Origin of the sequence: Dietzia psychralcaliphila, assembly GCF_003096095.1 — a bacterium.
Taxonomy (GTDB): Bacteria; Actinomycetota; Actinomycetes; order Mycobacteriales; family Mycobacteriaceae; genus Dietzia; species Dietzia psychralcaliphila.
Genome location: NZ_CP015453.1, coordinates 233,721 through 255,457, shown reverse-complemented (window position 1 = coordinate 255,457; position 21,737 = coordinate 233,721). Strand labels below are relative to the sequence as shown.

Genomic DNA, 21,737 nt, shown 5'->3' with positions numbered 1-21,737 from the left:
TCGAACTCGCCGATCGTCATCGACATCCCGACCCCTGACAGTCCCGACTACACCTGACGACCCTCGCGCCGCTGTTCCTATCCGGAACGGGATTCTGCGGGAAGTCCCGTGGGTTCACCGGCCTCCTCGGCGTCGGCGGCAGGCGGGTCGCCCTGCGCGACGTAGCCACGACCGGGGGCCACGAAGAGCAACACGATCGTGGCCCCCACAGCGACCAGCCCCAGCGCGAACAGGGCGTCGGAGATGCCGGCGGCGAAGATCTCGGCGGCGGCGTCGACGACTCCCTGCGCGGCCGGCCCGGCCACGGCCCCGAACTCCACGGCACCGGCGAACGAGCTCTCCACAGCCTGTCGCCCGGCCTCGGGGACGGCGGGCAGGACCTCGACGATCTGCGAGGAGTAGTAGCCGGCCAGGATGCTGCCCGACAGTGCGATCCCGATGGCGGCACCGATCTCGCGCATCGCGTCGTTCACGGCGGCGGCCACGCCCTGCTCGTCGGCGGGTACGTCGGAGACGATCGCCGAGGTCGCAGGGGCGGTCGAGAGCCCCAGTCCCACGCTGGCCACGAGCATCGGCCACAGGATCGCCCAGTAGGTGGAGTCGGCGTCCAGACGCGAGAGCAGGAGCATGCCGACCGCTATCGCGCCCACTCCCACCACGGAGACCACGCGGAGCCCGACGGCCGCGGTGATGCGGGGGGAGATCAGCGAGAACACGAGCACGGGCAGCACCATGGGCGCCAGCGCGGTGGAGGCGGAGATGGCGTCGTAGCCCTTGACCAACTGCAGGTACTGCACGATCAGCAGGAAGAACCCGAAGATCGTGAGGAACTGCATCCCCACGGAGATGGACCCGGTGGTGAAGCCCCGGCGGCGGAAGTAGCGCACGTCGAGCAACGGGTCCGCGGCGCGCAGCTCCACCACCACGAAGGCCGGCAGGCTCACCACTGCCACGACCAGTGCGACGACGACGAGGGGCTCTCCGAAACTCGTGTGCGCCCCTTCGATCAGCCCGAAGACCAGACCTCCCACCGCCAGTGCCGAGAACAACGCCCCCAGCACGTCGGGTCGACCGTGCCGGGAGGCCACGGATTCGCCGATGGTGAAGGCTGCCAGGAGCACCAGCAGACCGAGCACCGAATAGATCGCGAAGATGGACTTCCAGGACCACACCTGCAGCATGACCCCCGAGCCGAGCAGTCCGATGATGCCGCCGATGCCCGCGAACCCGGCCCACATCCCGACGGCGGTCCCCCGGCGTTCCGGCGGGAAGCTGGCGGTGAGCAGGGACAGGGTGGAGGGCATGACGAACGCCGCGCCGACGCCGGCCACGGCGCGGAGGCCGATCACCCACAGCGGCGAGTCCAGCCAGATCGGCAGGGCCGAGGCCACGGTGAACAGTGCCAGTCCCACGATCAGGGTGGCGCGTCGGCCGAAGCGATCGCCCAGGGCGCCGGCGGTGAGCACGAGGGCGGCCAGCGCGAGGGTGTAGGAGTCGATGATCCAGGTCAGCTCGGCCTGGGTGGCGCCGGTGGCCACGGCGATGTCCGGCAGCGAGGTGTACAGGGCGGACATCGTGGCCACGACCAGCGACACCGCGACGATGTTGACGAACAGGAGCCAGCGGCGCCGTCCGGCGGTCAGTTCCATCACGTGGGCTCCCAGGGTTGATCAGTGGCTCGGTTCGGTGGTGACACGGTTCGGTAGTGGCGCGGTTCGATGGTGGCGCGGTTCGATGGTGGTGAAGGTCGGCGGATGACGACCCCTGCAGGAAACGATACCGTCGGTATCGCTTTGGTCAACCCACCGTATCCCACCACGGGCCGTCACAATGGACCCATGCAGTCACCGACCGATCCGCGCCGGGCACGCTCGCGGGGCAAACTCCTGGACGCCGCGGTGGACCTGCTCCTCTCCGGTGGCGCCGCCGCGGTGACGGTGGACGCGGTCACTCGCGTGTCCGGCGTCGCGCGGACCACGCTGTACCGCAACTTCCCCTCCACCGACTCCCTGATCGCCGCGGCGTTCCGCCGTCTGCTGCCGACGCCGGAGCCACCGCCGAGCGACGCCCCGGTGCGCGAGCAACTCCTGGAGCTGTGCACGACCATGGCGCGCCTGCTCCAGGACGCGCCCATGCAACAGTCGATGTTGGGGTGGCTGGCGATGGGCCGGGGCGCCGGGACCGACGACGAGGTGGGCGCGCTGCGCCGCGGCGTGGTGGACTCCTACGCCGAGCCCCTGCACGCGGTCCTGTCCGCCGCCGAATCCGACGGCACCCTGATCCCCGGGGACCGCGACCTGGCGGTGGCCCAGCTCGCCGGGCCGGTGGTGCTCGCGCGGATGATCGGACTGCGCCCGTTCACAGCTGCGGACATCGAGATGCTCGTCGACGACTTCCTGCGCAGTCGCCTGGCGGAGGACGCCTCCGGACCCGGCGAGGGGACCGACTCGTGACCGATGCCGTCGGCGCGATCGTGCTGACCGGTGGCCGCGGGAGCCGACTCGGAGGAGCCGACAAGGCGCGGATCGCGGTCGCCGGCCGGCCGATGCTCGACACCGTGGTGGGCGCCGCCGCGGCAGTCGCCGACTCTGTCGTCACGGTCGGCCCCGGTGGCGACACCCGCGAGGATCCGCCGTTCTCCGGGCCGGTGGCCGGGATCGCGGCGGGGCTGTCGGTGCTCCCGGGATCGGCGGACCTCGTCGTCGTCGTCGCCTGTGACCTGCCGGACCTCGACGCCGACACCCTCCGCTCTCTCGTCGCCGCGCTTCGACTGCCCGCCGCCTTCGGCAGCGACCGCCGACCTACCGCGGCGCTCGCCGTGGACGCCGACGGCCGTGACCAATACCTGCTCGCCGTGTGGGACCGCCGCGCCCTCGCCACCCGACTGGACGCCGTGCAGCGATCCGGTGGCGCGGGCGGGCGACCGGTCCGGGCCCTGTACGACGACGAGGTGCTCACCCGCGTGACGGTGGGCGCACCCGCGCGGGACGTCGACACCTGGGCGGAGGTGGTCTCCTCCGGGCCCGTCGCGCTCGCCCACGTGGGGGCGGTCCTGCGCGCGGGGCTCGCGCCGCTGCCGCCGACCGTGCGCGCCCCCCTCGACGCGGTCGGGGCCGTCCTCACCGCACCGCTGGTCGCGGCCGACCCGATGCCGCGGGAGCCGGTGTCGGCGATGGACGGGTACGCCCTGGCCGGACCGGGACCGTGGCGACTGACCGGGACCGCGCTGCGGGCCGGCGACGGCTCACCCGGCAGCATGGCCACCGGCACCGCCGCGCCCATCGCCACCGGCGCACTCGTCCCACCAGGCAGCGGCCGGGTGCTCCGCCACGAACTCGTCCAGGTGGCGCGGGACGGCTCCGATCCCGCGGTCGTGACCGCCCTGCCCGAGGCCGCCGGAGTCGACGACCTGCGCCCGGTCGGCGAGGACTGGCCCGCCGGCCACGAACTCGCGCCCGCCGGGGTCACGCTGGACCCGGCGCTCGCCTCCGCGGCCCTGTCGGCGGGCCTGGCCTCGGTGTCGGTCCGCGGGCCGGTGCGCTCGGTCGTGGTGACGACGGGTGACGAGGTGCTGCCCGCCGACAGTCCGTCGCCATTGCCGCCGGGCCGGATCCGCGACACCGTGGGCCCGCTGCTCGGCGGGGTCCTCGCGCGGGCGGGGTTCGCGACGCGCGCCGGGACGATCGGCGGAGTCCTCGCGCGGGCGGGGTTCGCGACGGGCGCCGGGACGATCGGCGGCGCTGCGCGGACCTCGCACTGTTCGGACACCGCCGATGCCATGGACGCGCTGATCAGCGGCTCCCCTGGCGCCGGGGCCGAGGGCGGGACCGGGGTTGGGGTTGGGGGCAGAGCCGGGGGCGGGGAACAGGCCGAGGACGTCATCGTCCTGATCGGGGCGACCGGCCGCGGGGTGGCCGACCACCTCCGCCCGGCACTGCGACGCGCGGGCGCGACGATCGTGCTGGACGGGGCGCGGGTCCGGCCCGGTGGGTCGCAACTCGTGGCGGTACTTCCCGACGGGCGCGTGCTGCTGGGCCTTCCGGGGAATCCGCTGGCGGCGGTGTGCGCGGCCGCCACCACGGGCCGCGCCCTGGTCGACGCGCTGACCGGCCGCGAGCGACCAGCTGTCCTGGCCCGGGTGACCGGACTCGACCGGGTCGCCGCCCCGGGCCGTGCTCGGGTCCTGCCGGCCCGCCCCGACGGCACCGGTGGATGGACGCTCTCCGGCCGGGTCCGCACCGCCCACCTGGCCGATCTCGCCGGCGCCCCACTGCTCGCCGTGGTGCCGGAGGGTGCCGGGGCCGACGACCCCGTGGAACTCATCGAGTGGATGTGACCGACCGGCGGTACGCCACCGTGTCCGGGGGGAGAAGGCGCGCGCAGTAGCTCGCCCGCTGATCCCCTCGGGCGATCAGCGGGCGACGGTCAGTGCCGGTGGCTGGCGCCATCGGTCAGCGCCAGGTTTCAGCGCTTGCGTTCAGCGCCAGCGGTCAGCGCTTGCGGTTGCGGATCTTGTCCGCGAACTCGCGGGCCTTCCGCTGGTTCTCCGGCTTCGACGCCTCACGCTTGACCACCTCGGCGGCCTTGAGCGCGACACCGGTCCTCAGTGCGCCACGTAGAAAACTCATCATTCACCTCTATGTCTCTGGGGGAGCGCCAGTGTAGGCACGGCTCCCTCCGTCCGCGACCGGCAGCGAGATCACCCCGGTCTGCGCAGCAGATACACGTCCATCACCCAGCTGTGCTCGGCGCGCAGCCGCTCGCGGTGGGCTCGCAGGTCCGACAGGACGTCGCGGACCCTGCCCGAGACCAGGCACTCGCCCTCATCACCGAGGTTGCCGCCCCACCAGATGTGCCAGTCGAGCAGGCCGTCCAGCGGCAGATCCGCGTTGAGCATCACCACGACGTTGTCCGCGCCCCCGGCGACGACCTCCGCCAGGCGGCGGCCGGTGGTCACGGTGACCGTCCCGCCGATCTCGTGCAGGACCAGGCGGTGACGCGCGGCCAGCACCTGGAGCGCGGAGATGCCGGGAACCACCTCGACATGGAAATCGAGCCGGCCACGGGCGAGGATCCGGTCGACGATCCTCAGGGTGGAGTCGTAGAAGGCGGGATCGCCCCACACCGGCACCGCCACGTCTCCGGGACGGTCCGCCAGGACCCGCTCCCAGGCCAGGGAGCGGGCCTCGTGCCAGTCGAGCACAACACCGCGGTACCCGACGTGGGAGGAGGTCGACGACGACGAGCGGTCCCGTTCCGGATCGGCCACTCCCACTAACTCGACGCCCGGCGCGTGACGGGCCAGCAGCTGCCGGCGGAGATCCACCAACGGGTCCTCGGCCCCCTTCACCGCGGCCACCGCGTAGGCGGACTCCCGCAGGGCCGCGATCGCCTCCACCGTGATCTGGTCCGGTCCCCCGGAGCCGATGCCGACCACCCGAACCCGGCGGCGCAGCGCGTCTGGGCTGCTCGGGTCGAGAGGGGTCCGGTCAGTCACCGTGGGTGTCCTCGAGGTCGCCCTCGACGTCCAGGTACACCTGCCGCATCCGGTCCATGATCTCGGCGTCCGGTTCGGCCCACAGTCCGCGGTCGGCGGCCTCGGAGAGCCGTTCGATCATCCCGCGCAGGGCCCACGGGTTGGAGCGGCGCAGGAACTCCTGGTTGGTCTGATCCAGGACGTACTCCCTGGCCAACGTGTCGTACATCCAGTCATGAACGACCCCCGCGGTGGCGTCGAAGCCGAAGAGGTAGTCCACCGTCGCAGCCAGCTCGAAGGCCCCCTTGTAGCCGTGCCGCTGCATGGCCGCGATCCACCGGGGGTTGACCACGCGGGCCCGGAACACCCGGACCGTCTCCTCGGCCAGCGACCGGGTGCGGATCGCGTCCGGGGTGGTGGAGTCCCCGACGTAGGCGCGGGGCTCGGCCCCGGTGAGCGCGCGCACTGTCGCGATCATCCCGCCGTGGTACTGGAAATAGTCGTCCGAGTCGGCGATGTCGTGCTCACGGGTGTCGATGTTCTTGGCGGCCACCGCGATGCGCCGGTAGTTAGTGCGCATGTCATCCGCCGCCGGGACGCCCTCCAGGTCGCGACCGTAGGCGAAGCCGCCCCAGCGGGTGTAGACCTCGGCCAGGTCGCGGTCGTCCCGCCAGTTGCCGGCCTCGATGGTCTGCAGGATCCCCGCACCGTACGACCCGGGCGCGGAACCGAAGATGCGGGTGGTCGCGCGGCGGTGGTCGTGGTGTTCTGCCAGGTCCGCGCGGGTATGGGCGGCGACGTGATTCTGCTCGTCCGGCTCGTCCAGCTCCGCCACCAGCTGGACGGCGTCGTCGAGCATGGTGATGACGTGCGGGAAGGCGTCCCGGAAGAAGCCCGAGATCCGGACCGTCACGTCAATGCGCGGACGACCGAGTTCGGCGGCCGGGATCACCTCCATCCCGTTCACCCGGCGGGACGCCTCGTCCCACTCCGGCCGGACGCCGAGCAGGGCCAGGACCTCGGCCACGTCGTCGCCCGAGGTCCGCATGGCAGAGGTGCCCCAGATCGACAGACCCACCGAACTCGGGTACTCGCCGGTCTCGGCCACATGCCGGTCCAGCAGGGAGTCGGCCATCGCCTGGCCCGTCTCCCAGGCCAGCCGGGACGGGATGGCGCGTGGATCGACCGTGTAGAAGTTCCGGCCGGTCGGCAGGACGTTGACCAGGCCACGCAGCGGGGATCCGGACGGCCCGGCGGGCACGAACCCGCCGTCGAGCGCGTGCATCACGGCGTCGAGCTCGTCGACGGTCGCGGCCAGGCGCGGCACCACCTCGCGGGCGGCGAACTCCAGGACGCGGCCCACCTCGTCGCCGTTCTGGACCGCGCCGTTCTCGACCGCGCTAGTCGTGACCACGTCGTTCTCGACCGCGCCGTTCGTGCCCGCGGCGTTCTCGACCGCGCCGTTCTCAATCGCGCCGCCCGCCGACTCGCCGCCGGCTCCGCCGGTTCCGGCCTCGCCGCTCCCGAGCCCCGCGTCGGCCAGGACCTCCGGCACCGCCGCGACGTCCCACCCCCGTGCGTCCATCCCCTCGACCAGCGCCCGGGCCAGGGCCTCCACGCGGTCGACCTCCGGGGTCGGGGCGTCCTCCCCCAGCCCGAGGGCGCGGCGCAGACCGGGAACGGCGCCGAACTCGCCGCCCCACACCTGCGAGGCCCGCAGGATCGCCAGGACCAGGTTCACCCGCGCCTCGCCGGCCGGCGCCTGCCCCAGCACGTGCAGTCCGTCCCGGATCTGGACGTCCTTGATCTCACACAGCCAGCCGTCGACGTGCAGCAGGAAGTCGTCGAACTCCTCGTCCCCGGGCTGCTGCTCCAGGCCCAGGTCCTCGTGCATGTGCGCGGACCGCATGAGGGTCCAGATCTGCGCGCGGATGGCCGGCAGTTTGGCCGGGTCCATCGACGCGATGTTCCCGTACTCGTCCAGCAGCTGCTCGAGGCGGGCGACGTCGCCGTAGGACTCCGCTCGGGCCATCGGCGGCACCAGGTGGTCGACGATCGTCGCGTGGGCGCGGCGTTTGGCCTGGGCGCCCTCCCCGGGGTCGTTGACGAGGAACGGGTAGATCAGCGGCAGGTCGGCGATCGCCGCGTCGGTCGCGCACGCCGCAGACAGCGCGGCGTTCTTGCCCGGCAGCCACTCCAGGGACCCGTGCTTGCCCAGGTGGACCAGCGCGTGCGCGCGGAAGCCGTGCGCCAGCCACCGGTACGCGGCCAGGTAGTGGTGGGACGGGGCAAGCTCGGGATCGTGGTAGATGGCGACGGGGTTCTCCCCGAACCCGCGCGGCGGCTGGATCAAGAGGACGACATTGCCGGCCTGGATGGTGGCCAGGACGATCTCGCCGGCGTCGTTGACGAACAGCTGCCCGGGGGCCGGGCCCCACGCCTCGACCATCTCCCCGCGCAGGGACTCGGGCAGGTCCGCGGTCCACTTCAGGTAGTCGTCGGTGCTGATCCTGACGTGGCTGTCGGTGAGCTGGGCGTTGGTCAGCCACTCCTCGTCCTGCCCACCCGCGGCGATCAGCGCGTGGATCAGCGCGTCACCGGCGGCCGAGTCGTCGGGCAACTCCTCGGAGCGATCGAGAAAGCGGGCGATGGGCCCGTCGGCCGGCCCGAGGTCGTACCCCTCGTCGCGCATCCGGCGCAGGAGCCGGATGGTCGACACCGGGGTATCGAGCCCGACCGCGTTGCCGATCCGGGAGTGCTTGGTCGGGTACGCCGAGAGCACCAGGGCGATCCGGCGGTCGGCAGCGGGCACGTGGCGCAGCCGGGCGTGGGAGACCGCGATCCCCGCGACGCGGGCGCAGCGTTCGGGATCGGCCACGTAGCGCGGGAGGCCGTCGGCGTCGATCTCCTTGAAGGAGAACGGCACGGTGATGATCCGGCCGTCGAACTCCGGGATGGCGATCTGGTTGGCCGAGTCCAGCGGGTTGACGCCGTCGTCGGAGGCCTCCCAGTCCTCCCGGCTCCACGTCAGACACAGGCCCTGCAGGACCGGGATGTCGAGAGCGGCGATGCGTTCGACGTCCCAGGTCTCGTCCTCGCCACCCGCGCTCACCGCTCCGGGTGTGGTGCCGCCGGCGGCCAGGACGGTGACGACCAGGGCGTCGAGCGAGCCGAGTGCGTCGAACAACTCGTCGGGGGCCGAGCGCAGGGACCCGGCGAACACCGGCACGCCCACGGCCTGCCCGGTGGCGTCGATCGCGTCGGCGAGCGCGTGCGCGAACTCGGAGTTCCCGCTGACCTCGTGGGCACGGTAGTAGAGCACCCCGACGCGGGGGACGCCCCGCGACTGGTCAGTTCCGATCACGTTCTCCCAGGTCCCGTTCCGGGAATCTCGTCGTTCGTGACCACTCGCCGGGGAGTCGGCGCCCGGTCGTGGCGGCATCCCCCACACCGGGACGCTCTCCGGGGGTTCGAAGCCGGCTCCGGTGAGCAGCACCGTGTCCGAGAGGAAGGCGTGCAGCTGGGCGAGATTCCGCTCCCCGCCCTCGGCGAGGTAGCGGTGCGCCTCGGCCGCGATCCCGATCGGCACCGTGGACAGCTCCATCAGGTCGGCGTCCGGGGCCTGCTCGCCGCCGAGGACGACCACCGGCCGTCCCGAGGCCAGGACCGCGGCGAATCCGGGCTCCCACGACCGCCGAGAGCCGAGGATCCGGACCACCACCAGGTCGGCGCCTGCGATCAGACCGGGCAGGTCCGCCTCCACGTCGATCCGGGACGGGTTGCCGAGCGTCCAGTGCGCGCGGGAGGCCCGCGCGGAGAGCAGGTCCGTGTCGGAGGTGGACAGCAGGGTGATGCGCGGTGCGTTCACCGAGTCTCGTGATGGTGCCGTGTCGTTCGATGGTGCCGCGTTGCTCGGTGACGCTGTGTCATTCGATGGTGCTGTGTCATTCGATGGTGCCGAGGCGTCGTCAGGGGACGCCGAACGCCGGTCATGGCGCATGTTCTTCTCCAAACCCTCGTGGAACATGTCGCCGTGGCCGGTCTCCTGGCTTTCGCATCGACGCCGCGCGACCGACCTTCCCGGATCCTCGGGATCCAGTGGTCTCCGCCCCACTCGGGGACGGACGAGGGCCGCGTGACTCCGCGACTACAGTGGCGAGGGCCGCGCCGGCTTTTCCTCCGGCTTCCCGAGCACCACGGCACCGGCGAGCCTATCCGGCCCCGGTCCCCCACGGGTGTCCGGCCGTCGGGGCTGAGTGGTCGGAGTCGCTCGTCAAGCTAGGGGAAGGTCACGACCGCCAGGTTGAGCGGCATCTGGTCGGTCCGCGCCTCCCGCTGCTGCGGACCTTCCGGCAGGAAGGTGCCGGCCAGATAGTCGTCGGCATCAGCTACCCGCTGCGGTGGGACCTGCCCCTGGTAGTCGAAACTCCTGAACTCGTAGGGCAACGAATCCGCCTCGAGCAGGCTCGGCCCGTCCATCAGTTGGAAGTGCAGGTGCGACGCGTTGGCATTGCCGGTGTTCCCGAGCTCGCCGATCACCTGACCCTCGGTCACCGTGTCGCCCGGTTCGACAGTGATCGAGCCCGAGATCAGGTGGGCGTACATCGCGTATACCCCACCGCCGAGATCGAGCACGACGTGGTTGCCGTCCACGTTCTCGACGGTCAGCTCTGCCGCCAACTCCGGGTCGCTGGCGGGCAGGACCCCCGGCGCATTGGCCTCCATACCGTCGAGAACAGAGACCACCGTGGCGTCGGCGACGGCGAGGATCTCGGCCCCGTAGTCGACATAACTCTCGTTGCGGTTCCTGTCCCCGGTGTAGAACTCGCCGCGGTCGTTGGTGCGCTTGAAGTCGATGGCGAAGCGCTGACTGTTGTTCAGCTTCCCGTTGAGCGACATCACCGAACTGCGATGCGGGAAACCCGGTTCGCAACACCCGTTGAGGGCGACCCAGTTGTCGCCGCGTAGCGGTGGCGAGACGACCGGCACTGTCTGCGTGGAGAAGGCGACCGGCGTGGCCAGGTAGTCGATGGGCCCCGGCTCCCCGAAGGCCGGCGAGGCGGCGCCGGTCCCGTAGACGTGGTGCAACACCGCTTCGGGGGCCTGGTCGAGGGAGTCCAGCGCGAAGTCGATGAACACAACTCGGCTCTCCTGGGGCGGGATCTCGGCGCTGTCGATGACCCCGGCTGGGAGGCCACGCAGGCGGTTGCAGTCACCGAAATCGCACTCCGGGTCGATCAGCGCCGAACCGGAGAAGCTGGCGAGGACCTTCGTGGGATCGGTGCCATCGATCACGTCGATCTTCTCCAGGCTCGCCGGGACCCCGGTGGCGTTGGTCAGCTGCAGGTCATAGGCGACGTGGTACCTGCCATCCGTTCCCCGGAACGGTAGCGGCGAATTCCCGATCGGAATCAGCGTCAGGGCGGTGAACGCGTCCGGCACGGTCACCCCGGCGACCGACCCGGCGGGCGGTGGCGCGGTGGCGGTGCCGGCCGTCGGTGACGTCGAGGTGGTGCCGGCCGCCTGGGTGACGGAGTCCGACGAACACCCGGCCGCGACCAGAGCGACCGCGGCGACGAGGGCGGCGAGGAGGGCGGGTACGCGGTGGGACGTCACGGTGGTACTCCGATTCTTCAAGAATTGTTTAGAAAACTACCACTCCCGGGCCGCGTCGAACAGGCTGTCAGACTGGGTCCCGTGAGCGTTTCCGGACCGACCTCCCGCACCCGGACCGACATGTGTCCCGGAGTGCTGCGCCCGTGGCCCGCCGACGACGGCGCCCTGGTCCGGCTGCGCGTCCCAGGCGGCCGCGTGTCGCCGGAATCCCTCGCCGCGCTTCACGGGGTAGCGGCGCGATACGGCGACGACGACGTGCACGTCACGACCCGCGCGAACCTGCAACTGCGGGCCCTGCCGACCGGGCGGGACGGACAGCTCGCGGACGAGGTCGTGGCGGCGATCGCCGCCACCGGGCTACTGCCCGCTCCGTCACACGAGCTCGTCCGCAACGTCCTCGTCTCACCGCTCACCGGCCTGGTCGGCGGACGGGTCGACCTGCGCCCGGTGACCGACCGGCTCGACGCCAGTCTCCGGACGGATCCCGGACTGGCGGGACTGTCCGGCCGCTTCCTGTTCGTGCTGGACGACGGTCGCGGTGATCTCGTGGACCGCCCCGGCGACCTGGGGCTGGTGGCGCTCGACTCCGGCACCGTCCAGCTCCGGGTGGGCGAAGTCTGGTCAGCGGTGGTGCCTGTCGAGGAGGCTGCCGATCGCCTGGTCGACCTTGCACGCGACTTCGCCGACGCCCGCGGCACCGGCCCCGACGCCCCCTGGCACGTGCGTGAACTCCCGGCGCCACTCGCCGCCCCCTGCCCGGGCGACGGCCGTCTCCCCCCTCCGGCCCCCGCGCTGTCGTATGGCCCGGTCCCCTGCTCCTCGGGGCGAATCGAGCACGTCGAGGCCCCGGACGGCGTCCTCGATCGCGCGGTGATCGATCGCCTCACCGGCGGGGACGTCACCGAGCTCGTGGTCACCCCGTGGCGCGGCGTGCTCACCGTGCGCACGTAGACTTCCGGCTGTCCCACGGCGAGGAACCCGGTGTGAGTCCGGGGCGGTTCCGCCACTGTGAGGCCCGGTCCACGGGTCGCCAAGCCAGATACTGGCCGAGGGATCGACGCGCTCCCTGGCGTGTCGACTGAGACTTCTGACCGGGGCGAGAACCCCGAGGAGGACCCATGCCTGCTGTCCCCAGGCCGCCACGTCGCTACGACTACGTCGACGACGGGCCTGCGATCTACCTCGACTCCTTCGCCACGATCCGGCGGGAGACCGACCTGACCGGCGTCCCGCGCGACGCCGAACGGCTCGCCGTCCGGATGGTGCACGGCACCGGGCAGACCGACCTCGTCGACGACCTTCAGGTCCATCCGGAGCTGGTGGGGGCCGCGCGATCCGCGCTCGAGGCCGGGTCGCCCATCCTCTGCGACGCCCACATGGTCGCCTCCGGGATCACCAGGTCCAGGCTCCCCCGGAACAACGACGTGGTGTGCCTGTTGTCCGATCCCCGCGTGCTCGACCTGGCCCGGCAGATGGGCACCACCCGATCGGCCGCCGCCCTCTCGCTGTGGGGTGAGCGTCTCGACGGCGCCGTGGTGGCGATCGGCAACGCACCCACCGCCCTGTTCCACCTGCTGGAGATGTTGCTGGACGGCGCCCCGCATCCGGCGGCGATTGTCGGGTGCCCGGTCGGCTTCATCGGCGCCGCCGAATCCAAAGCGGCCCTGGCGTCCTTCGCGGACGACCACGGCATCGACATCCCCTTTGTCACCGTTCACGGTCGACGCGGCGGGTCGGCGATGACGGTCTCCGCGGTCAACGCCCTCGCGCAGGTGGCCGAGTGAGCACCGGGCCGGCGAGCGCGGCGGAGGGCGGGCGCCCGGTGGGCACGTCCGCCGACGGGAACATGGTGGACCCGGTCGGCGGCGGAGGCATGGTGGACCCGGTGGGCGGCGGAGGCCGCCTGTTCGGCGTCGGCGTGGGCCCCGGCGACCCGGAACTGGTCACCCTCAAGGCCGCCCGCCTGATCGGCGCCGCCGACGTGGTGGCCTATCACGCCGGCCGGGGCAAGGAGTCCAATGCCAGGCGGATCGCCTCAGGTCTCATCCCCGCCGGTGCGGTCGAGGAGGTGCTGGAGTACCCCGTGACCACGGGCCTCACCGACCACCCCGGCGGGTACGCGGGAGCGATCGCGGATTTCTATGACCGCAGTGCGAAGCGGCTGGCCGAGCACCTCGCGGCCGGCCGGGATGTGGTCCTGCTCGCCGAGGGGGACCCGCTGTTCTACGGCTCCTTCATGTACATGCACGACAAGCTCTCCGGCCATTTCGTCACCGAGATCGTGCCCGGCATACCGGCGTTCGCCGCCGCGACCGCCGCCGCGGCCACTCCCCTGGTCCGCCAGACGGACGTGCTCACCGTCCTGCCCGGAACACTGCCGGAACCCGAGCTGGCCCGCCGCCTCGCCGACACCGACGGGGCGATCATCATGAAGCTGGGGCGCAACTTCCTCGCGGTGCGCCGTGCACTGGAGGCGGCTGGACGGCTCGACGGCGCGGTGTACGTCGAACGAGCCTCTACCGCCGACGAGGTGCACCACCCGGTGCGGGACGTCGATCCGGTAACCGTGCCGTACTTCTCGCTCATCGTCGTCCCCGGCGACTCCCGGCAGCTCGATCCGTTCGGGCGACGCCCCGCCCCGCTCGACGGCCTCACCGCGCGGGGCGTGTTGCCGGACGGGGAACTCCACGTGGTGGGCCTGGGCCCCGGGCCCGACGACTGGCTCACCGGGGAGGCACGGCGGGTGTTGGCCGAGGTAGACCACGTGGTCGGGTACGCGCCCTACGTCGACCGAGTGCCCCAGCGCGCGGGCCTGACAAGGCACTGCTCCGGCAACACCGTCGAGGTGGACCGGGCCAGGCTCGCCCTGGACCTCGCCCGCTCCGGCGAACGAGTGGCGGTGGTCTCCGGGGGCGATGCGGGCGTGTTCGGCATGGCCGCGGCCGTGTTCGAGGCCGCCGAGGACCCGCTGTACTCCCGGATCGACGTGCGGGTCGCGCCCGGGGTGTCGGCCGTACAGGCGGTCGCGGCACGGGCCGGGGCCCCCATCGGCGCGGACTTCGCCGTGATGAGCCTGTCCGACCGACTCAAGCCCTGGGAGGTCATCTCCCGGCGCCTCGACGCGATCGCCGCCGCGGACCTGGTCCTTGCGGTCTACAACCCCGCCTCGCGCTCGCGCACCCGCCAGGTCGCCGATGCCCGCGACGTCCTCCTGCGACACCGCGACCCGGCCACTCCGGTGGTGGTGGGCCGCGACGTGGGCCGCGCCGAGGAATCGCTGACCATCACGACCCTCGCCGAACTCGACTGCGACTCGGTGGACATGAAATGCCTGCTCATCGTGGGCGCATCCGGGACCCGCGTCACCGAGTCGGGACGGGTGTGGAGCCCGCGGTTCGTGCGGTCATGAGCGCGGACCCCCTGGGTGACAACAACGGCGGAGGTGCTTCTCCCGACCGCGATGCGCTGTGGCGGATCCTCGCTACGCGCCGCGACCACCGCCACTTCCATCCCACCCCGGTCCCGCGCGACACCATCGAGCGACTGCTCGAGGTCTTCGCCGTCGCCCCGAGTGTCGGGTTGAGTCAACCCTGGCACGTCACGGTGGTCGAGGACCGGGGAGTGCGCGAGGCGGTCCATGCCGGTTTCCGCGCCGTTCGCCGTGCCGAGGCCGAGCGCTTCAACGGCGAGCGCCGCGAACTCTACGACTCGCTGCGCCTCGAGGGCATCCTCGGGGCTCCCGTGGGCCTGGTGGTCAGCCACGTCCCACCCGCCGGCCCGGTCCTGGGAACCACGAGCGTCCCGGCGGCCACCGAGTACAGCGTGATCGCCGCCATCACCCTTCTGTGGCTGGCGGTCACAGCTGAGGGACTGGGCATGGGCTGGGTGAGCCTTGTGGACCCCGACCACCTCTCCGACAGCGTGCCGCTCCCGGACGGCGCCCGACCCCTGGCCTACCTGTGCCTCGGGCACCCAGAACTGGACCTCGAGGAGCCGTTGTTGCAGACCGTGGGGTGGGGACGCAGGTCACCGCTGTCGGTCGACTGGGTCTAGGCCGCTCACCTGCGGGACTCCACCCGGTTTTCGCGCCCCACCACGCGATTCCGCCACTCGGAACGACCGATAGCACTACGCGAGCGCGAGCGTCATCTCGCCCATATCGGTGTTTACCGGACGCAGGTCAGGTCGGTCACTAGTCTTCGACGCATCTCGGGTCGTACCGCGACCCTGATGACAGAGGCGGCGGGCCCATGGACCAGACCAGTTCGCGCGCACTTCACCGACGGCCAGACACCGTGTCGTACGGCCCCGGCAGGTGGAGAGTCGGTCTCCGATCGGTCGCCGCCCTGCTCGTCGCGATGGTCGTCGCCGTTTCCGCGCCCTTCGTCGGCGCCTCGTTGCCGACCGAGGCGGCCGCACAGAGCACCACGGCGCCGTCGTCCTCCAGCGTGGAGATGTCCACGGCCGATCCGGTCAGTCCGGAAACGACACTCCCGGGGTCGGGCAACTACCCGCTGCAGCTCACCATGAAGCTGGATGTCGGTGCCGGCGTCCGCGTGCGCATCTATTCGGGTGACAGCAACTGCATGGGACCCTTCCCCACCGTGGACTTCGTCACCCAGGAAGCGGTCACGACCATCCCCATGGCGTTCACCGTGCGGAACGACTCGTTCGCCTGTGTCTTCGAGCCGAGCCTGCAACAGGTCAGAATCGACGTCACCGGTGGCGCCACGGAGGTCCACAACAGCCTCAACTTCGTGCAGATGCCTTCCGTCGGTCTGCCGAACTGGCAGGTCGTCTGCGGTTCGAAGAGTGACTGTTCCATCAGCCGAGTGGTGCCGATGACGCTGTTCTGGACGGCGACCATCACCGCCAGGCCACCTCAGCCGGCGACGCCGCTCGGCATCGACTGCGCTGTCGCGCCTGCCGCGCTGCGGTCCGCGTACCACCAGCCCTGCGTCGGAACCGGCGGGACCGCGGGAGTACCCACTGTGCTCTCGATCGACCGCGGCCGACTCCCGAACGGGCTCGAGCTCAGGCAGGGAGGCGGCGCCCAGTCCTTCGCCGGCATCGTCGGCACCCCGCTGGAGAGGGGCACGTTCCCCATCACGCTCCGGGCGCGTAACGGTCGTCAAGCAGACGCCACGCTCGACGCAACGATCGTCGTCGACCCGGCGCTCACAGTCACCACCCTCGAGGTCGCGGGTTCATCGCCGTTCCGCTCCTGCATACCGCCGGCCGAACCGGGGCCCTCCTGCGGCGCTCTGTTCACGATCCGCACCTACAGCCTGACTGGCACGCTCGACGGCCCCACATCACTCGACGTGTGGCGCCAGGCCGGCCTGCCGGTCGGCACCGAGTTCCTGACCAGCACCGGACCGCCCGTCACGACGCTCCTCGACCGAGGAGTGAGCGAGACGTCGATGACCTTCGCGGTTCCTACGATGCCCCCGGGTTCGTACGAGGCCGAGGCCAGCTACCGCGGCGGCGTCGAGACCGGGCCGAGCACGTCCGGTCGCCAGCCGTTCAGGTGGCTCGGCTCTCCCGCCGAGGGCGCTCCGGGATCGGTCGGAGCGGGTTCGGCGGGCGGATCGGGCCCGGCGTCGGGGACGCCCTCCTCCTCGTCGACGGCGTCGACGGGCTGATCTGCGAGGTGTACCCGGTAGCGGCGCGAGCCGGGAGCCCGGTGCCATGCCGGGCGGACCTGCGCTATGAATGCGCTCGCAGGAGCATGGTTCACCCGATCAGCAGCATGACCACGTTGACTCCCGCGATGGCGATCGCCGCGTAGAACGGCCCCTTCCCCGTGGTGCGGGTCGCCGCCACCGCCAGCACGAGCACCACGGCCAACAGGATGCACTGACCGACCGTCGGTGGAGTGCCCCGGCCGAAGACGGAGACCACCGAGGCCACGACGAGTGCCAGTGCGGCCGCGGGCGGGACTATCGAGGGCGACAGTCGGTGGGGGAATCCTCGGACTCCGGTCGCGGCGTCGTCGGCGAGATCGGGCATGGCATTGAGCAGGTGCGCGGCAAAGCCGAGCAGCGCACCGACGGCGACCATCCACAGGGGCGGCAGAGCGGCCGGGTCCCGAGCCAACGACACCACGGCGGGCAGGCAGCCGAAGGCGATCGAGTACGGGAGCCATGACACCACGGTGGACTTGAGCGCGACGTTGTACGCCAGAGCCGAACCGACCCCCAACGTGAGATGGAGAAGGCCGGCGCCGATGCCGCACAACAGCGACGCGACAACACACACCACACCTGCCGCACCGATCGCCGAGCGCACCACCCCCGCCGAGATCTGACCGGTCGCGAGTGGTTTGTCGCAGCGGCCGACCCGACGATCACGATCTCGGTCCCACAGATCGTTGGTCCATCCCACGACGAGCTGACCGCTCAGGACGGCGACGACGAGCACGACCGCCGTGTAGGCGCTCACGCCCATACTCGCCGCGAGCAACAGGGTGAGGACAGTGACCGCGAGAGCCGGAACGGGGTGAGCGGTCCGCACGAAAGGGGGAATCAGGGCCATAGTGACGTCTCGCTGCCGCTGCCAGCACACCGGTTCATGGGTTTAGCGAACCTCGTTTCGGTAACGGGTTCACGGCGAACTGATCAGGCGTGGTGTCTCACTCTCCACGAGCAGGGCCTGGTCGTCGTTCACACAGGTGAGCGGGTAGTCGCTCCCGTAGGTGTCCTTGAGCTGTGCGATGAGCGCGGGTGGGTAGGGCGGTAGGGCGCCGTCCGCGTGGGGGATCACGACGGTCTCGACCAGACCGAGTCCGCTTCGATCGGCGAGATCGGGCGCGGCTGAGGGGTCGTCCATGAGGCTGATCGGTTCGATGCTGGGTCCGGTGATGACCGATCCGGCGCTCGAGCCGATGTAGGGCAGTCCCGCTCGCACCCGGTCGACGAGGACCGCATCCGCACCATGACGGCGCAGCGCCGCCAGGAGCACGAAGGTGTTGCCGCCCGCCACATAGAGGACGTCGACCCCGTCGAGCGCACTGGCGAATGCACCCGCGTCGCCGAAGTCGGCGGCGGTGATGTCGGTCAGCACATAACCGAGATCCGAGAGTTGCGCGCGCTCCGCGGCCACGAACTCCGCACCCGCGTAGGGACTGGCGGCGTCGTTCAGGTACCCGATGCGCACCGCGGGTGCGGGATGGGCGACGTGCTCGGCGATGAAGTCGGGCACGGCACCGACGCCGGGGGACAGCAGGAGCAGGTTCATGGCGCCACTCTACGAGGGGGACCGAGTGCCCTACGGCGTGTTCTGCCGACGGCTGCCCCGCCGCTTCCCCCGTGCCACGGATCAGCCAATTTCTCCTTCCTTGACGTTGACGTAACAGCGACGCAACGCATCACAGCTTCACTAATTCCGATCGAATGATCGATTTGGAGGAGACATATGGAACCCGCACTGCGCCCTGCCCCCGCGGTCTACCGGCGCCACCTGTTCCACTCCCGTGACGCCACCCCTGACCAGTGCTCCGACGTCTTCTGGGTCCAGGGGAGCCGCTATTTCTGCGATGCCCGGTTCTCCACCGATTCCTCGGGCACGAGGGTTTTCCACATGGGGTTCGCCGGCCGACTCGAGTGCACGGACGCCACCACCGGCGAGTTCGAGTGGGTACACGCCATCGCCGCCGGGGAGGCCTTCGGGGCCGCCGACATCGGTCAGCTCTTCGACGTGCCGGGGTGGGGGCTGCTGGAGGTGGGCCGACATCTCGACTACGTCGAACTCTGGCAACAGTGCGCCGACGAACCCGGACCGCTGTGGGAGGCCAGGGGGGTCGACGAGCAGGGCACCGAGGCACTGGTCGTGTGTGTCGGCGACCGCTTCGGCCTCGCACTCGGCGCCGACCCCGCGGGGGGACGGCCATCGTCGGTCCACATCGGATCGCGCAACGGTCAGGACTGGCGCGCGCGGTACTCGTCGTGGTCGGCATCCGAGCCTCCGCTCTTCTCCCTCTCCCCTCAACCCGACGGCTGCTTCGCCATCTCCTGGCAGGCCGGCGAGCACTCCGGTCCACCCGTGTCCTTCCACCCGATCCAGCAAGGAGCCAGGAATGCCTGACCCCCACCGTCCCACCACCGACTTCGAGTCGATCCCGGTCATCGACGTGTCCACGCTCGCCGATCCCGGCGGCCCCTCAGCCGAGTGCGTCGACCAACTCGGCGAGGCCGCCCAAGGCGTCGGCTTCCTCCTCATCGTCAACCACGGAGTGGCCGACGAGACGTTCCGGGCGATGCACGAGGCCTCGCAGCGGTTCTTCAGCCAGCCGGACGCCGTCAAGCAGGAGGTGTACATCGGCAACTCCACCAACCACCGCGGATACGTCCCGATCGGCGAGGAGGTCTTCGCCGGCGCCACCCCGGACCTCAAGGAGGCCTACGACCTGTCCATCGATCTACCGGCTGACCATCCGGAGTACCTGGCCGGCAACCCACTGCTCGGCCCGAACCAGTGGCCGGAACTGCCAGGGTTCGAGGAGGCGGTGATGACCTACTACGACGAAGTGTTCACCCTCGGGTCGCGGCTGCTCGCGGCATTCGCCCGGTACCTCGACATCGACCCCGCCACGTTCCTCGGGTCGGTGACCCAGCCGCCCTCGCAGTTGCGGCTCATCCACTACCCGTATAACCCCGACGCGGAGGACCGCCCCGGGATCGGTGCGCACACCGACTACGAGGCGCTGACGCTGCTGAAGCCCACCGCTCCCGGGCTGGAGGTGATGAACGGCCGGGGAGAGTGGATCGAGGTCCCATACCGCGAGGACGCGATCGTCGTCAATATCGGAGACCTGCTCGAGGTCTGGACCAACGGCGCCTTCGTCGCCACGTCGCACCGGGTCAGGAAGGTCTCGCGGGAGCGCTACTCCTACCCGTTGTTCTTCACCGTCGACTACGACACGGTGGTCGCTCCCCTGACCTTCCCCGGGTCGAACTCGGCGACGTACGAGCCGATGCATGCCGGCGAGCACCTGTTCGCCCAGACCGCGCAGAGCTTCGCCTACCTGAGGCGACGGATCGCGGACGGTGACCTCGCACTCCCGGAGGGCGCTCGTCCCCTGTACTCGCTCGGGCGCGAGAGCTCCCTGGTGGGTGAGTCGCAATGATCAGTCTCGCCATCGGCGGCACCGTCGCCCTGCTCGTCGTCCTGGGCCTGTTGTCCTCGAAGAGGGTCCAGGGACAGAACCACAACTTCGCGGTCGCGGGGCGGACGCTGACCGTGCCCCTCGTCGCCGTCCTGCTGATGTCGCAGGTGATCGACTCCAACGCGACCGTGGGCGCGGCGGATCTCGCGGGCGGCTTCGGCTTCTGGGCCGGTGCCGCGATGCCCCTCGGTATAGCCGTGTCATTCCTGTTGATGGGGCTTTTCGTGGCCGAGAAGGTGCGGGAGCGCGAGCTGTACTCGCTGCCCGGATACTTCCGCCAGACCTTCGGACGCACCGGCGAGGTCCTGGCGGCTGTCCTGACTGTCTCCAGCTTCGGAATCCTCATGGCGGGCAATCTCGTCGCCCTGGGGCACATGATGGACCACTTCGTCGGAGTCCCCTACTGGGTCGCGATCGTGTTCGTCACCATGGCGATCTTGGCCTACACGATGGTCGGCGGGATGTTCGCGTCCGTGTACACGGGACTGTTCCTCATGGTGGTCATGGCGGTCGGGTTCGTCGGCCTGACGCTCTGGATGTTCCTCGGCCCCGGTTACACGGCGCCGGAAGGGCTCGGCATCTCCGATCTCGAACAGTTGACCGCGCCTGCCGCGGGAGCGGCGATCAACTGGGCGACGCTCTTCGCTCTGGGCTTCGGCAACCTGGTGGCCATCGACGTCTTCCAGCGTGTGTCCTCGGCCAAGACCGCCCGGAGCGCCCGGACCGCGAGCCTGATCGCCGCCGCCGGAACAGTGGTCCTGTGTGTCCCGTTGGCCGCGGTCGCCGTGGCCGGGGCCGGGATGCTCGGGGACAGCACCTCCGAGTCGCCGATCCTGTTCCAGCTCCTCACCGGGCAGGTGCCGACACCGATCGCGATGCTGGTCATCTCAGCCCTGCTGGCGGCCTCACTCACCACGGTCAGCGGGATCCTCCTCGCGACCTCGTCCATCGTCGTGGGCACCATCCTCGACACGAAGAACCTGCGGCTGAGTGTGCTCCAGGCGTCCCGGTGGGCGATGGTCCCCGTGGCCGCCATCGGGATCCTGGTGGCTCTCCGGGTGAACCACACCGGGATCCTCCTCACCCTGACCTTCGACCTGTTGTGCGCGAGCCTCGTGGTGCCGTTCGTACTGTCCCTGTGGACACGCTTGGTCAGCACGAGGGCGCTGGTGATCTCGGCGGTGCTGGGACTGGGCGTACGTCTCGGGTTCTTCGTCCTCACCCCGACGATCTACGGGGTGGAGAACACCCTGTTGTACATCCCGAACGAGGTGGTCACCACGAGCGTCGACGGCTGGACCACGTTCCTCGCCGCGGCCGTGTCACTCGTGGTCTACGTGGCCGTGGCCGCCGCCGATACCCGGGCCGACACCCGGAAGGCCACGTCGACACCCGCTGTCGACGAACCGGCACCGGACCGGGGAGTCGAGGTTCCCGCGAGGACCTAGCCTCCCGCGGGGGCGTCGTGTGCGAGCGGCG

17 protein-coding genes and 2 riboswitches are annotated in these 21,737 nt (G+C 70.9%); of the genes, 10 read left to right on the top strand and 7 right to left on the bottom strand.

Annotated features, from left to right (window positions below; genetic code table 11):
• Positions 1 to 77: 77 nt before the first annotated feature.
• A complete protein-coding gene (locus A6048_RS01105) occupies positions 78 to 1,649 on the bottom strand; it encodes an MFS transporter (RefSeq protein WP_235027283.1) in 1,572 nt (523 codons plus the stop codon).
• 189 nt (positions 1,650 to 1,838) lie between these two features.
• Between A6048_RS01105 and A6048_RS01100 the strand changes: the two genes are divergently transcribed.
• Together A6048_RS01100 and A6048_RS01095 are read left to right on the top strand one after the other, a co-directional pair.
• On the top strand, positions 1,839 to 2,453 hold the full coding sequence (locus tag A6048_RS01100; protein WP_107747851.1) for a TetR/AcrR family transcriptional regulator: 615 nt from the start codon (positions 1,839 to 1,841) through the stop codon (positions 2,451 to 2,453).
• Complete coding sequence (locus A6048_RS01095; protein ID WP_107747850.1) at positions 2,450 to 4,336, top strand: NTP transferase domain-containing protein; 1,887 nt, start codon at positions 2,450 to 2,452, stop codon at positions 4,334 to 4,336. The genes A6048_RS01100 and A6048_RS01095 overlap by 4 nt, the downstream gene beginning before the upstream one ends.
• Before the next feature lie 154 nt (positions 4,337 to 4,490).
• On the opposite strand, the gene A6048_RS18385 is transcribed toward A6048_RS01095, so the two are convergent.
• From A6048_RS18385 to A6048_RS01080, 4 genes are all read right to left on the bottom strand, one after another.
• Entirely contained in the window at positions 4,491 to 4,628 is a 138-nt protein-coding gene (locus tag A6048_RS18385; protein ID WP_162845704.1) for a hypothetical protein, read from the bottom strand.
• A 71-nt stretch (positions 4,629 to 4,699) separates the two neighbouring features.
• A complete protein-coding gene (gene cobF, locus A6048_RS01090; RefSeq protein ID WP_235027447.1) occupies positions 4,700 to 5,497 on the bottom strand; it encodes a precorrin-6A synthase (deacetylating) in 798 nt (265 codons plus the stop codon).
• Positions 5,490 to 9,503 (bottom strand): cobaltochelatase subunit CobN, encoded by a 4,014-nt coding sequence (gene cobN / locus A6048_RS01085; protein WP_211310055.1) that lies wholly within the window; start codon positions 9,501 to 9,503, stop codon positions 5,490 to 5,492. The genes cobF and cobN overlap by 8 nt, the downstream gene beginning before the upstream one ends.
• A riboswitch (cobalamin riboswitch) is annotated at positions 9,495 to 9,690 on the bottom strand. (Overlaps the previous gene by 9 nt.)
• Before the next feature lie 64 nt (positions 9,691 to 9,754).
• Positions 9,755 to 11,092, bottom strand: coding sequence for a M23 family metallopeptidase (locus A6048_RS01080; protein ID WP_235027502.1), 1,338 nt, complete (start codon positions 11,090 to 11,092; stop codon positions 9,755 to 9,757).
• Positions 11,093 to 11,173: 81 nt separating this feature from the next.
• Between A6048_RS01080 and A6048_RS01075 the strand changes: the two genes are divergently transcribed.
• The 5 genes from A6048_RS01075 (at position 11,174) to A6048_RS01055 (ending at position 16,737) form a co-directional block, all read left to right on the top strand.
• Positions 11,174 to 12,043 carry a nitrite reductase gene (locus A6048_RS01075; RefSeq protein WP_200837377.1) on the top strand — a complete coding sequence of 290 codons (870 nt, stop codon included), beginning with the start codon at positions 11,174 to 11,176 and terminating at the stop codon, positions 12,041 to 12,043.
• Positions 12,043 to 12,157: riboswitch (cobalamin riboswitch) on the top strand. Its footprint overlaps the gene before it by 1 nt.
• A gap of 53 nt (positions 12,158 to 12,210) precedes the next feature.
• Positions 12,211 to 12,876 (top strand): precorrin-8X methylmutase, encoded by a 666-nt coding sequence (locus A6048_RS01070; RefSeq protein WP_107747847.1) that lies wholly within the window; start codon positions 12,211 to 12,213, stop codon positions 12,874 to 12,876.
• An 89-nt stretch (positions 12,877 to 12,965) separates the two neighbouring features.
• A complete protein-coding gene (locus A6048_RS01065) occupies positions 12,966 to 14,501 on the top strand; it encodes a precorrin-2 C(20)-methyltransferase (RefSeq protein ID WP_107748077.1) in 1,536 nt (511 codons plus the stop codon).
• Positions 14,498 to 15,145, top strand: a complete 648-nt coding sequence (gene bluB / locus A6048_RS01060; protein ID WP_235027501.1) for a 5,6-dimethylbenzimidazole synthase — start codon at positions 14,498 to 14,500, stop codon at positions 15,143 to 15,145. The genes A6048_RS01065 and bluB overlap by 4 nt, the downstream gene beginning before the upstream one ends.
• 197 nt (positions 15,146 to 15,342) lie before the next feature.
• Complete coding sequence (locus A6048_RS01055) at positions 15,343 to 16,737, top strand: hypothetical protein (RefSeq protein ID WP_107747845.1); 1,395 nt, start codon at positions 15,343 to 15,345, stop codon at positions 16,735 to 16,737.
• A gap of 91 nt (positions 16,738 to 16,828) precedes the next feature.
• On the opposite strand, the gene A6048_RS01050 is transcribed toward A6048_RS01055, so the two are convergent.
• Positions 16,829 to 17,608, bottom strand: a complete 780-nt coding sequence (locus A6048_RS01050) for a UbiA family prenyltransferase (protein ID WP_235027500.1) — start codon at positions 17,606 to 17,608, stop codon at positions 16,829 to 16,831.
• A gap of 90 nt (positions 17,609 to 17,698) precedes the next feature.
• Complete coding sequence (locus A6048_RS01045) at positions 17,699 to 18,331, bottom strand: Type 1 glutamine amidotransferase-like domain-containing protein (RefSeq protein WP_107747843.1); 633 nt, start codon at positions 18,329 to 18,331, stop codon at positions 17,699 to 17,701.
• Positions 18,332 to 18,508: 177 nt separating this feature from the next.
• On the opposite strand from A6048_RS01045, the gene A6048_RS01040 reads away from it, so the two are divergent.
• The 3 genes from A6048_RS01040 to A6048_RS01030 are packed head-to-tail and all read left to right on the top strand — an operon-like array spanning position 18,509 to position 21,706.
• A complete protein-coding gene (locus tag A6048_RS01040; protein ID WP_107747842.1) occupies positions 18,509 to 19,177 on the top strand; it encodes a hypothetical protein in 669 nt (222 codons plus the stop codon).
• Positions 19,170 to 20,219 carry an isopenicillin N synthase family dioxygenase gene (locus A6048_RS01035; protein ID WP_107747841.1) on the top strand — a complete coding sequence of 350 codons (1,050 nt, stop codon included), beginning with the start codon at positions 19,170 to 19,172 and terminating at the stop codon, positions 20,217 to 20,219. The genes A6048_RS01040 and A6048_RS01035 overlap by 8 nt, the downstream gene beginning before the upstream one ends.
• Positions 20,216 to 21,706, top strand: a complete 1,491-nt coding sequence (locus A6048_RS01030) for a sodium:solute symporter family transporter (protein WP_107747840.1) — start codon at positions 20,216 to 20,218, stop codon at positions 21,704 to 21,706. The genes A6048_RS01035 and A6048_RS01030 overlap by 4 nt, the downstream gene beginning before the upstream one ends.
• Positions 21,707 to 21,737: the final 31 nt, after the last annotated feature.

What these genes read in the sequence shown, in the direction of transcription:
- A6048_RS01105 (WP_235027283.1), bottom strand. Translation starts at nt 1,649, where the DNA reads ATGGAACTGACCGCCGGACGGCGCCGCTGGCTCCTGTTCGTCAACATC.
- A6048_RS01100 (WP_107747851.1), top strand. Translation starts at nt 1,839, where the DNA reads ATGCAGTCACCGACCGATCCGCGCCGGGCACGCTCGCGGGGCAAACTC.
- A6048_RS18385 (WP_162845704.1), bottom strand. Translation starts at nt 4,628, where the DNA reads ATGAGTTTTCTACGTGGCGCACTGAGGACCGGTGTCGCGCTCAAGGCC.
- cobN (WP_211310055.1), bottom strand. Translation starts at nt 9,503, where the DNA reads ATGTTCCACGAGGGTTTGGAGAAGAACATGCGCCATGACCGGCGTTCG.
- A6048_RS01070 (WP_107747847.1), top strand. Translation starts at nt 12,211, where the DNA reads ATGCCTGCTGTCCCCAGGCCGCCACGTCGCTACGACTACGTCGACGAC.
- A6048_RS01065 (WP_107748077.1), top strand. Translation starts at nt 12,966, where the DNA reads ATGGTGGACCCGGTGGGCGGCGGAGGCCGCCTGTTCGGCGTCGGCGTG.
- bluB (WP_235027501.1), top strand. Translation starts at nt 14,498, where the DNA reads ATGAGCGCGGACCCCCTGGGTGACAACAACGGCGGAGGTGCTTCTCCC.
- A6048_RS01055 (WP_107747845.1), top strand. Translation starts at nt 15,343, where the DNA reads ATGGACCAGACCAGTTCGCGCGCACTTCACCGACGGCCAGACACCGTG.
- A6048_RS01045 (WP_107747843.1), bottom strand. Translation starts at nt 18,331, where the DNA reads ATGAACCTGCTCCTGCTGTCCCCCGGCGTCGGTGCCGTGCCCGACTTC.
- A6048_RS01040 (WP_107747842.1), top strand. Translation starts at nt 18,509, where the DNA reads ATGGAACCCGCACTGCGCCCTGCCCCCGCGGTCTACCGGCGCCACCTG.
- A6048_RS01035 (WP_107747841.1), top strand. Translation starts at nt 19,170, where the DNA reads ATGCCTGACCCCCACCGTCCCACCACCGACTTCGAGTCGATCCCGGTC.
- A6048_RS01030 (WP_107747840.1), top strand. Translation starts at nt 20,216, where the DNA reads ATGATCAGTCTCGCCATCGGCGGCACCGTCGCCCTGCTCGTCGTCCTG.